The sequence below is a fragment of the Flavobacterium aestuarii genome, assembly GCF_040049115.1.
GTDB classification, from domain to species: Bacteria; Bacteroidota; Bacteroidia; order Flavobacteriales; family Flavobacteriaceae; genus Flavobacterium; species Flavobacterium aestuarii.
Genome location: NZ_JBDLZZ010000002.1, coordinates 265,758 through 277,672, shown reverse-complemented (window position 1 = coordinate 277,672; position 11,915 = coordinate 265,758). Strand labels below are relative to the sequence as shown.

The 11,915-nt window shown below is 34.9% G+C and carries 10 protein-coding genes and 1 tRNA gene; 2 read left to right on the top strand and 9 right to left on the bottom strand.

The features are described 5' to 3' along the window. Window positions 1-367: 367 nt before the first annotated feature. Together ABEG11_RS03180 and rpe are read left to right on the top strand one after the other, a co-directional pair. Window positions 368-1,231, top strand: a complete 864-nt coding sequence (locus tag ABEG11_RS03180) for a sigma-70 family RNA polymerase sigma factor (RefSeq protein ID WP_007804760.1) — start codon at window positions 368-370, stop codon at window positions 1,229-1,231. A 266-nt stretch (window positions 1,232-1,497) separates the two neighbouring features. Continuing rightward, a complete protein-coding gene (rpe, locus tag ABEG11_RS03175) occupies window positions 1,498-2,160 on the top strand; it encodes a ribulose-phosphate 3-epimerase (protein ID WP_348822747.1) in 663 nt (220 codons plus the stop codon). A gap of 66 nt (window positions 2,161-2,226) precedes the next feature. Here rpe and ABEG11_RS03170 read toward each other — a convergent pair whose 3' ends face one another. The 9 genes from ABEG11_RS03170 to ABEG11_RS03130 all read right to left on the bottom strand — a co-directional run bounded on the left by ABEG11_RS03170 (window position 2,227) and on the right by ABEG11_RS03130 (window position 11,824). Further along, complete coding sequence (locus ABEG11_RS03170) at window positions 2,227-2,649, bottom strand: CBS domain-containing protein (RefSeq protein WP_348822746.1); 423 nt, start codon at window positions 2,647-2,649, stop codon at window positions 2,227-2,229. Between the two features lie 242 nt (window positions 2,650-2,891). Continuing rightward, window positions 2,892-2,965: transfer RNA gene (locus tag ABEG11_RS03165), tRNA-Arg, on the bottom strand. 52 nt (window positions 2,966-3,017) lie between these two features. Further along, the gene (locus tag ABEG11_RS03160) at window positions 3,018-3,467 is read right to left on the bottom strand and encodes a GatB/YqeY domain-containing protein (protein WP_348822745.1); all 450 of its coding nucleotides are present in this window, start codon (window positions 3,465-3,467) and stop codon (window positions 3,018-3,020) included. Between the two features lie 326 nt (window positions 3,468-3,793). Then, on the bottom strand, window positions 3,794-5,722 hold the full coding sequence (ftsZ, locus tag ABEG11_RS03155) for a cell division protein FtsZ (protein ID WP_348822859.1): 1,929 nt from the start codon (window positions 5,720-5,722) through the stop codon (window positions 3,794-3,796). A 103-nt stretch (window positions 5,723-5,825) separates the two neighbouring features. Beyond that, on the bottom strand, window positions 5,826-7,217 hold the full coding sequence (gene ftsA, locus ABEG11_RS03150; protein ID WP_348822744.1) for a cell division protein FtsA: 1,392 nt from the start codon (window positions 7,215-7,217) through the stop codon (window positions 5,826-5,828). A 6-nt stretch (window positions 7,218-7,223) separates the two neighbouring features. Next, the gene (locus tag ABEG11_RS03145; protein ID WP_348822743.1) at window positions 7,224-7,946 is read right to left on the bottom strand and encodes a cell division protein FtsQ/DivIB; all 723 of its coding nucleotides are present in this window, start codon (window positions 7,944-7,946) and stop codon (window positions 7,224-7,226) included. Beyond that, window positions 7,933-9,282, bottom strand: coding sequence for a UDP-N-acetylmuramate--L-alanine ligase (gene murC, locus ABEG11_RS03140; protein WP_348822742.1), 1,350 nt, complete (start codon window positions 9,280-9,282; stop codon window positions 7,933-7,935). The genes ABEG11_RS03145 and murC overlap by 14 nt, the downstream gene beginning before the upstream one ends. A 61-nt stretch (window positions 9,283-9,343) precedes the next feature. Next, on the bottom strand, window positions 9,344-10,432 hold the full coding sequence (gene murG, locus ABEG11_RS03135; protein WP_348822741.1) for an undecaprenyldiphospho-muramoylpentapeptide beta-N-acetylglucosaminyltransferase: 1,089 nt from the start codon (window positions 10,430-10,432) through the stop codon (window positions 9,344-9,346). Between the two features lie 72 nt (window positions 10,433-10,504). After that, complete coding sequence (locus ABEG11_RS03130) at window positions 10,505-11,824, bottom strand: FtsW/RodA/SpoVE family cell cycle protein (protein ID WP_348822740.1); 1,320 nt, start codon at window positions 11,822-11,824, stop codon at window positions 10,505-10,507. Between the last annotated feature and the right edge of the window lie 91 nt (window positions 11,825-11,915).

Genomic DNA, 11,915 nt, shown 5'->3' with positions numbered 1-11,915 from the left:
TTCTGGCAGGCGGTTTATTTTTTTTTATTGTATTTTTAAAACAGATATTTAACAGAATAGTTAATTTAGAAGGAATGGATTGAAATCCTAATTACCTGATAACAGCAAGCATTAAAACTGCAAAACAATTTAGTTAAAGAGCATCTTTAAAACAAAGAGTTTTTGTTTCCAATTGTATTAAAATCCTAATACAAAATTATTCCTTACGCCCCGTATTTACCATTTTATAATCAGATTAGTTAAAACTCCCTGTTTCAGCATTCATGAGACAGGATTTTATTTTTATAAAAAAATAAACTTTTTGTAACTTTTTCTAATCCCATACGTATAACCACTTGTACACTTAAAAAAATGAGGAGACAAAAACATGAGACAACTTAAAATCACCAAGCAGGTAACCAATCGTGAGACCGCTTCATTAGACAAATATTTACAAGAAATTGGAAAAGTTGACCTTATTACCGCCGACGAAGAGGTAGAATTAGCGCAAAGAATTAAAGCTGGCGATCAAAGAGCTCTCGAAAAACTAACAAAAGCCAATTTACGTTTCGTTGTTTCGGTAGCCAAACAATACCAAAACCAAGGATTGACACTTCCCGATTTAATTAATGAAGGAAACTTAGGATTGATAAAAGCAGCACAGCGTTTTGATGAAACTCGTGGTTTCAAATTCATTTCATATGCTGTATGGTGGATTCGTCAATCTATCCTTCAAGCCTTGGCAGAACAATCTCGTATCGTTCGTTTACCATTAAATAAAATTGGTTCTATCAATAAAATCAACAAAATGTATGCTTTATTAGAACAATCTAATGAGCGCCCGCCATCTGCTGAGGAAATTGCAAAAGAACTTGACATGACTGTAAATGACGTAAAAGAGTCTATGAAAAACTCAGGCCGTCACTTATCAATGGATGCACCTCTTGTAGAAGGAGAAGATTCTAATCTATATGATGTTTTGCGTTCTGGAGAATCTCCAAACCCTGATAGGGAATTAATCCACGAATCATTGCGTACTGAAATTGAGCGTTCATTAGAAACCTTAACTCCAAGAGAGGCTGATGTAGTGCGTTTATACTTTGGTTTAGGTGATCAGCATCCAATGACTCTTGAAGAAATTGGAGAAACTTTTGATTTGACACGGGAACGCGTTCGCCAAATCAAAGAAAAAGCAATCCGCAGGCTGAAACATACTTCTAGAAGCAAAATTTTAAAAACTTACTTAGGTTAATACAATATCCCCAAATTAAAATTTTTAAACAAACTGTTTTAAATATTTTAATATAACGTGAACAACAGTCTGATTAACTGTTCGTTTTTTGATTGATGATTGAAACTCCGGCTGATTACCGGAGTTTTTTACTTATTCAGCAAAAAAGCCAGTCAATTCAAGTTTCACTCTCGGGTATCTGGAGTTTATTTTTTATAATTATCTTTGCAAAAAAAAACACGAATGTAAAGATGCCTTTTACAGCATCTAACCGTAAAAACTACACAATGAAGAATACAATTATTGCTCCATCTGTTTTGGCTGCTGATTTCGCTAATTTACAGCGTGATATCGAAATGATTAATAACAGTGAAGCCGACTGGTTTCACATTGACATCATGGATGGTGTTTTTGTGCCAAATATTTCTTTTGGAATGCCAGTGCTTGAAGCTATCACAAGACATACTAAAAAAACGGTTGATGTGCATTTGATGATTGTAAATCCCGATCAATATATCAAAACATTTAAAGATCTTGGCGCCGATATTTTAACCGTACATTATGAAGCATGTACACACTTGCACAGAACACTTCAAGCAATCAAAGCGCAAGGAATGAAAGCTGGTGTAGCATTAAACCCACACACTAATGTCGATTTATTAGAAGATATAATCAATGATATTGACATGGTCTGCATTATGAGTGTAAATCCAGGTTTTGGAGGACAGTCTTTTATAGAGAACACTTATACTAAAGTAAAAAAACTAAAAGATCTGATTACAAGAAAAGGAGCATCAGCCCTCATAGAAATTGATGGTGGTGTAACCAACAAAAATGCACTGCAATTAACCGAAGCTGGAGCTGACGTACTTGTTGCCGGAAGTTTTGTATTTGGAGCAGAGGATCCTATTAAAACAGTAGCTGATTTAAAGCGTCTTCTTTCAGTTTAATATAACAAAAAGTCCCAATAAGCAATCAGGCTCCATTGGGACTTTTATCATTAGTAAACACTTATTTTAATTATACTGATTGATTAAATATTTTATCAAATCAGTTGTAGTTATTATTCCAACCAGTACATGGTCTTCACAGACAGGCAGAGCATGAAATTCTTTTTTTGCTAATATTTCGGCAGCTTCCTTAATTGTAGTCTCGGGCGTGATTGTTATTAATTTTTTGGCCATTACTTGCTCCACCGTAAACATATTGTAAACAGTAGTATCAACAACCTCTTCATCATCATCAATTGCATCTGCAAAAGAAATTCTCAACAAATCTGTATAACTCAATATTCCTATTATTGTAACGCCATTCACCACAGGTATATGTCTGATTTTATAATGCTTAAAAAGAGATTCAGCCTTCGTCAAATCGTCCTTAATCGTAAGCTTAATTAGATCCTTGGTCATAATTGTAGACACTGGTACATGCTGTCTCATAACATTCTCTTTTAAAATTATACACAAATTTAGAAATGAAAGTTGGTTCAAAACATGATGATTATCAGTTGGAAATCAAAACTTTTTCGATAGATTTCTATTCAGTTAATAGTTATCCTTAAAGTAATTATCTGAGGTTTCGCAGACAAAACCATATGATCTAAATATCTAAATGAGATAAACTTGAAAATATTTAAATTAAAATGGGACAAAGAAAACATTTTTTTCTTTGTCCCATTTAGTGATCGCGGAGGGGTTCGAACCCCCAACCCTCAGAGCCGAAATCTGATATTCTATCCAGTTGAACTACGCGATCAGTATAAAAATTCAGATCATATATTATAAAATCTGAAATCTATTTATTTTAATTAGGCTAATAATTTCTTTACGATTGAAGAAATGGTTTTTCCCTCTGCCGTTCCACCTAATTGAGCAGTTGCCAATCCCATTACTTTTCCCATTGAAGCGATTCCTGATGCTCCAGTCTCGGCAATAATTTTTGCAATTACTGCTTCTACTTCTGCTTCGCTTAATTGAGCCGGCAGGAATTTTTCGATTACTGCAACTTGTGCTAGTTCTGGCTCAGCCAAATCTGGACGATTTTGCTCTGTAAATATCCTGGCACTTTCCTTGCGGGTTTTTACTAATTTTTGAAGTAATTTTATTTCATCATCAGCAGATATTTCTTCCTTTGAACCAGATGCTGTCTGAGCTAATAAAAGCTCTGATTTTATAGCTCTTAGGGCTTCTAATGCAATTGTATCTTTGGCTTTCATGGCCGTTTTGATTTCGTCCATGATTTGAATTGATAAACTCATATTCTTTATTTTAATTTTATTCTTGAAATAGATTCAAAATGTTATTGCAGACTGAAAATTCTTAACAACTGCCCCAGATGAAAATAAAAAGCTTTTTCTGAGAGAAACTCTATTTTTTTCATAAACCAGAAAAGCGGTCAAAGTAAACTCTTTCTCGTTCTTAAAAAAGTTATACCAAAAAGCTTGAAATGCACAGGCTGAATCAGGCTCGGCAAATTTAGAAAATTTTACTGGCAATAACAACTACAACCTTGATACTTTACAGTCAAAAAGATAGCCCGAAAATCAAAAAAAGTTTTCGGGCTATCTTCAAAAAAATGGCATTGTTAATCTACATTATCATGCAGATATGAATTATTGGAACGCAATTGCAAATCATTATTGCTGTCTGTTCCTACTGATATTCTTGAAGTTGAATTATTTGCTTGTGAACTATTAAGATCAATACCAAATCTCTTATATGCTGGCTCTCTTTCCAATTCGTCTACTCTTGATACGCTGTCATGAAATTTATAGTTGAAATCTTTTAGTTTTCTTCTTCTTTCCTCTGCTCTAAAGCGTAATGTTTCCTCAATTGTCATATCAATTGGTGAATTATTGCCTAAAGCTGGAGTCTCTTCCAAAATAGGTTCTACACTTTGCTTCATTGTAATATTCAATTCAGCAGGAATTGCTTCCTCCTTGATTTGGGCAGCAGGCTTAGATTCTACAAAACTATTCTCTACTTCCATATATTCCTCTAAAGAATATTTTATAACTCCGTTATCCGATAATTCGGTTACAGGAACAAACTGAACTGGATCTACAACTTTAATATTTCGAGTTTCATTTGTCAATTCAAACAAGAAATCATTCATTTGGACTGGCTTGCTCAATGGCAAATCAAATGAGAAAACTGTCTGTTCTTGCTTTTCCTCAAAACGAACTGGTTCAGGTTTTGTTTCTCTAACTGATTCAATCACAGGATTTGTAACTACAAAATCAATTTCTTTCATAGGAGAAACGATTTCAAAAGTCACATCTAAATTTCTGATAAATTCAGTCATTCCAACTAACTCATCTTCATTGATGGCAGGAATTACAGCCTCTGGCACAACAACATCTTCCTCTAAATCAAAAACCACTCTATTTTCAGCAGGCGCAACAGTTGTTTCATTACTTAAACTAAAACCAGCGACAGTTTTAGCGGAAAGATCAAAAACCCCTCTTTGCTCTTCACCAAGCGTATGAATTATCTTTTTAGGCTCAACATTTACAATCTCGTTTTGCTGTTCTACATTAAATCCAGTCGCTATAATAGTTACTGCAATGGCATCTCCAAGAGAATCATCTTCGCCAACCCCCATGATAATATTGGCATTTGAACCCGCTTCATACTGAATGTGTTCATTAATTTCGGCAATTTCATCAATAGTAATTTCATTAGTACCAGAAACGATAAGCAACAATACATTTTTGGCACCAGTAATTTTATTATCATTTAAAAGTGGCGAATCCAAAGCAGCGATTATACCCTCTTTAGCTCTGTTCTCGCCAGAAGAAACAGACGATCCCATAATAGCAGTTCCGCTGTTGTATAATACGGTTTTTGCATCACGCAAATCGATATTTTGTGTATAGTGATGGGTAATTACTTCGGCGATTCCTCTTGAGGCTGTCGCCAAAACTTCATCAGCTTTTGAAAATCCCGCTTTGAAACCAAGATTCCCGTATACTTCTCTTAATTTATTATTATTGATAACAATTAATGAATCAACCTGCTTGCGCAATTTTTCAATACCAATAAGCGCCTGCTCCTGACGCACTTTACCTTCAAACAGGAAAGGCAGTGTCACGATTCCAACTGTTAATATATCTCTTTCTTTGGCTAGCTGCGCAATAACCGGAGCGGCTCCTGTTCCTGTTCCGCCTCCCATACCAGCTGTAATAAATACCATCTTAGTATTTGCATCTAATACTTTTTCAATATCAGAAATACTTTCTATGGCGGACTGATGCCCTATATCTGGATTTGCACCAGCACCTAAACCTTCGGTTAAATTTGCTCCTAATTGAATTTTATTTGGCACACCACTATTCTCTAGTGCCTGAGAATCTGTATTGCAAACGATAAAATCTACGCCTTTAATACCTTGTCTAAACATATGGTTTATAGCGTTGCTACCGCCTCCACCTACTCCAATTACTTTGATTACATTTGATTGATTTTTTGGTAAATCAAATGAAATACTTCCAAATTCTGTGTTGCTTGGCATCATATGGGGTTTTAAATTTTTTATTAACTTTATCACTAACTACTCTAGGCTTGGGGCAAAAAGGAATTCTGATAATTTATTTTATTCTTTTTATTCTTATTTACTATTCTGCGTTATCCAAAAAATCTTTTATCTTATCCACATATTTATCAAAAAACGATCTTCTAATTTTATTTTCTGTAGATTCTTCTTTAACAGATTCTACTTGAAGTACTTTTTCAGGCTGTACATATACCTCTTCATTTATTTCAACTTTAGTTTCAACTACTGGCTCTCTATAATAACTGACTTTTTCAGGAACTATTGCTGCTTGCATTTTTACCGCGCTCTGGGTTTTATTTTCGATGCTATTCATCACTAGACCTACTGCTGTAGCATATAAAGGGCTTGAAATCTCCTCATCAGAATTTCCTGCTAAATGCTCATTTGGATAACCAATTCGGGTATCCATTCCGGTAATATACTCAACTAATTGCTTAATATGCTTCAATTGCGCACCACCACCTGTAAGAACAATACCTGCAATCAATTTCTTGCGAGGATCTTCATGACCATAAGCTCTCACTTCGGTAAAAACCTGTTCAATTATTTCAACAACTCTGGCATTAATTATCTTTGAAAGATTTTTTAATGAAATTTCTTTAGGCTCTCTGCCTCTTAAACCTGGAATAGAAACAATTTCATTATCTTTATTCTCACCAGGCCAAGCAGAACCAAATTTCACTTTCAATAATTCGGCTTGTTTTTCTATAATAGAACAGCCTTCTTTTATATCATCTGTAATCACATTTCCTCCGAAAGGAATCACAGCTGTATGACGAATAATTCCGTCTTTGAAAATTGCTAAATCAGTTGTTCCTCCACCAATGTCAATAAGAGCAACTCCAGCTTCTTTTTCCTCCTGACTTAAAACTGCGTCAGAAGACGCTAATGGCTCTAATGTTAATCCTGACAATTCAATACCTGAGCTTTGAATACATCTGCCTACGTTTCTAATAGACGATGCTTGCCCTACCACAACGTGAAAACTGCTTTCCAGCCTTCCGCCATACATTCCTATTGGTTCTTTCACATCAGATTGCCCATCAATTTTAAACTCTTGTGGCAATACGTGAATAATTTCTTCCCCCGGTAACATGGCCAATTTATGAACCTGATTAATCAATAAATCAATATCACTTCCACCAATTACTTCTTCAGGATTGCTTCTGCTGATGTAATCGCTATGCTGAATGCTGCGGATATGCTGTCCTGCAATACCCACCACAACATCTTTTATTTTATAACCCGAATTATTCTCAGCTTCAAGAATGGCTTGCTGTATAGACTGAATAGTTTGCGTAATATTATTTACAACACCTCTTGCAACACCTAGGCTTTTGGATTTACCAACACCTAAAATTTCCAGTTTACCATACTCGTTTTTTTTGCCTATCATAGCAACTATTTTCGTTGTCCCAATATCTAGACCTACTGCAATATTCTCTTTTTCCATTTTCTATTATTTTGTGCAAACTACTTGTTCCGTAAATCTGAGATCTATTTTTTTATATTTATACAAAGAACTGTCCAAACTCACTTTTTGAAAAAAAGCTTTATAGTTATTAAATTTTCGCTCCATGTTCATCAAACCACCAAAATCAATTTGGTAATTATAATTTCTGTTCTGCATTAATAAGCTACCATTAGGCATAATTTGGATGCCAATGATGTTTTTTCGCAAAAATGCATCATCATAAATTATCTTAAATAATTTAAATAAATCTTTGTTTTTTTTCTTGTTTATCTCCCCAGATACAAGAGGAACCCGAGCTGTAAAATTAGCCGACAAAGGCATGGTATTTCCCTCACTGTCAATATAGAAAGAACCCTCATCATTAAAGACCCTGGCAATGGGAGTCTTTTGTTTTACAACTGCTTTTAGAACACCATCGATACTTACATACACGTCTGCCTTCTCGATCATTTCATGAGCATTCAATACTTGCTCCAGATTATTCAAATCTAGCCTATCTTTTCTTACGGATGAAAGGTTCGAATTATTTTCTATCAACAATTTATTAACCGTTTCACTTTTCAAAAAAAGTGTATTATCCCCTACAAAAACCACTTCGGATTTAACTAATTTTCTCTTAGAATTTCTTTTTGACGTAAATGAAAAAAGAAAAATCACCAGCGAAAACATTAAGACTAATCTTATATTATACCAATTAAAGACTTTCATACAATGCTTTTTTGATTGAAGGAACCATCTCACCTATATCGCCTGCACCAATTGTAACTATGACAGCCGCATTATTAGCCAAAATTTCAGAAATCAAATCTTCTTTGCTCACTATCCTTTTATGCTTATTGGTCATTTTGTCCATAAGCCATTGTGAATTAACCCCTTCCATTGGCAGCTCACGTGCGGGATAAATTTCCATCAATAAAACTTCATCAAAAGCAGAAAGGCTCTTGGCAAAATTATCTGCAAAATCTTTTGTCCTGCTAAATAAATGAGGCTGAAAAACAGCTAACACCTTACGCCCCGGATACAACTCCCTGACTGCCTGATGAACAGCATTTATCTCTGTAGGATGATGCGCATAATCATCAATATATACTAAATCCTGTTCTTTAATCTGATACGAAAAACGTCTCCTGATTCCTTTGAAAGAACCTAAAGCTCTGGCAATAACATCGGTTGGGGTGCCGTATGTTACTGCCATAGCCAATGCCATTAAAGCATTCATTAAATTATGCTTGCCTGGCAATCCGAAACGCAAATCTTTAATAACTTCGTTTGGGGTTTTTACATCGAAAACATAGCTGCTGTCTTGTATTCTTATGTTATGAGCCTGAAAAACTGCCGTATCATTAACTGCACAAACGACACCTTCAATTGGCAGTTCATTAGTTATGAAAAGCTTTTTTTTATCCTTTATCTTATCTGCAAATTCTACAAATGAAGCTTCGATTGCATCACTAGTGCCATAAATATCCAAATGATCCGCATCCATAGAAGTGATGCAGGCTATATCCGGGTGCAGATGCAGGAAAGAACGATCAAACTCATCTGCCTCGACAACGGTTACAGTTTTTCCATTACCAATTAAATTAGAATCATAATTTTCAACAATTCCTCCTATAAAAGCCGTAACATCGGCACCGCTTTCGTATAAAATATGCCCCAAAATACTGGAAGTTGTTGTTTTGCCATGAGTTCCAGCAACCGCAAAACAAAAAGTATCTTTGGTAATAATCCCTAGAACTTCAGCTCTCTTCTTAACTTGATACTGACGTTCTAAAAAGAAATTCCATTCTGAGTGATGAACAGGCACTGCAGGAGTGATAATAACCAATGTGTTCTCAACATAATAATCTGCAGGAATCAAACTTATATTATCTTCAAAATGAATATCAATACCACTTTCAATCAACTCATTTGTGAGGATTGAAGGCGTTTTGTCATAACCTGAAACCTGCTTGCCAATGGCTTTAAAATAACGAGCCAAAGCACTCATCCCGATGCCTCCGATTCCTATGAAATAAACGTTTTGTATTTGATTTAAATTCATTTTTGTTTTATTTTTTTATTACCTCTTCTAAATATTAAACAGAACTGTCATTTTACAGTTTTTACTTAATCAGCTTGACGATCTCGTCAACGATTTGCACAGTGGCATTGGGTTTAGCTAACAGTTTAATGTTCTGGCTCAACTGCTCCTGCTTGCCTTCATCTTTTATCAAAGACTCAAAAACCAGACTGAAATCATCATCAAGCTGCGATTCTTTTAACAAAATAGCTCCCTTCTTATTTACTATTGCCTGGGCGTTTTTGGTTTGGTGATCTTCGGCGACATTTGGCGAGGGAATAAAAATTACTGGTTTACCCACTATGCACAACTCCGAAACCGAAGATGCCCCAGCGCGTGAAATCACAACATCGGCCGCTGCATATACCAAATCCATTCTTTCAATAAAAGCAACAACCTGAACATTATATTTATTGTACTTTTTATATTCTTCCAAATAAAACTTGCCACATTGCCAAATAACCTGAACGTTTAAGGAAAGAAATTTATCCAGTTCTGTTTCGATCAATTGATTAATCCTTCTTGCTCCCAAGCTTCCACCCAGTACTAATAATGTTTTTTTATTTCTATCTAATTTAAAATGTGTAATTGCTTCATCTCTTTTAGATTGAATATCTAATAAATCCTGACGGACAGGATTCCCCGTAAGCTTTATTTTTTCTTGAGGAAAAAACCTTTCTAAATCCTCATAAGCCACACAAATACTATTTGCTTTTTTGCTTAATAACTTATTTGTGATTCCTGGATATGAATTCTGCTCCTGAATAACAGTTGGAATATTCATGCTGTTAGCCATTTTTAACAAAGGCCCACTTGCAAAACCACCAGTTCCAATAACTGCATCTGGTTTGAATTCTCTAATTATTTTTCTGGATTTCCACAAACTATCAATTACCTTAAAAGGAAACATCGCATTTTGAATTGTTAGTTTTCTTTGCAAGCCTGCTATCCAAAGTCCTTTGATTTCAAAGCCTGCCTGTGGCACTTTCTGCATCTCCATTTTATCTTTGGCACCAACAAACAGAATTTCGGCATCCGGAAAACGGGACTTTAATTCGTTTGCGATTGCTATAGCGGGATAAATATGACCCCCAGTACCACCGCCACTTAATATAAATTTATATTTTGCCATTTTAAAAAAATTCTAATTGCTTTTACTAGTCTGCAATAAACTCTACTATCATAATAAGATCAGCAAATCCAATTATTTCAGCACTGCATTCATTGGATTATTTGAATTATCCGTAATCGAATAATTACCTGCATCATAATTGTCATTAACATTTTTAAAATCTGCTTCCTCAAGATCTGCTTCCATTTCTCGATCTATAAGCTTTTGAAGTATTTCTTCTCTTTTTTCTTTATCTAATTTTTCCTGAGCAATTTCTTCTTCTTTTTTGGTCACGCTTAAAATAATTCCGAGTCCAAAACATGTCATCCATATGGAACTTCCTCCACTGCTTATCAAGGGGAGTGTCTGTCCCGTTACCGGCAACAGCTCTACAGCAACTGCCATGTTAATCATTGCCTGAAAAATCATTGGAAAACCTAAGCCAATTACCACTAATTTCCCAAAAAGGGTATTCGCTTTATGAGAAGCAACAACAAATCTGAATAGCAAAAGCAGGTATAAAACCAAAACTCCCAGCCCTCCTACTAACCCGTATTCCTCTACAATAATTGCATAAATAAAATCGGAAGAAGACTGTGGCAAGAAATTTTTCTGAACACTTTTGCCAGGTCCCAAACCATATATCTGACCGGAAGCTATTGCGATTTTGGCCTTTTCAATCTGATAATCATCTTCATCTGGTTTATTGGTGGTAAAATTTTCATATCTGCTTTCCCAAGTGCTGACTCTGTTAAAAAATTTGGCTTCAGGAAAATTTTTACCGATTAAAACAAAGAGTGTCAAAAACACAACTCCCAAACCAATGATATAAAATATGTATTTCATTGGGTATTTCCCAATAAATACGAGCATAACAACCATAGAAAAAATCAGAGCCGTAGTAGAAAAATTTCCAGGCAAAATAAACATCAATGTTATAAAAACTGGTATCCACAGCTGTACAAATGAAGTTTTGAATGTAATTGGCTCTTCTCTATTTTTAGACAAATAACGGGCTACGAAAACAAACAAGATAATAGCAGCCAAAGTAGATGTCTGAAAAGAAAGACCTACGAATGGTATCTGAATCCACCTGCTGGCATTTGCACCTGCAATTACTGTCCCTTTAATTAAAGTATAAGCTAATAAAACCCAAACTATTGGCAACCCTACTTTCGAGATTCCTCTAAAATAATGATATGGTACATTGTGTACCCAAAAAATGATTGCAAAACCAAAGCAGATATGTAAAAAATGTTTTACCAGATAACCCAAAGTATTTCCCGTACCATGACCTAAATACGCCAAATTGCTACTGGCACTAAAAACAGGCATAAAAGAAAACAGGGCTAATAAGGCCACAAATGACCAAATACCTTTATCTCCTTTTAACTTATTAATTAGCTCTTTCATTTTTTTTGGCTTCTTAGTTTTTTTTGGCTTCTTAGATTCTTAGTTTTTTTTATGAACTAATTACAGAGATTAAAATCCTAATAATCTCTAA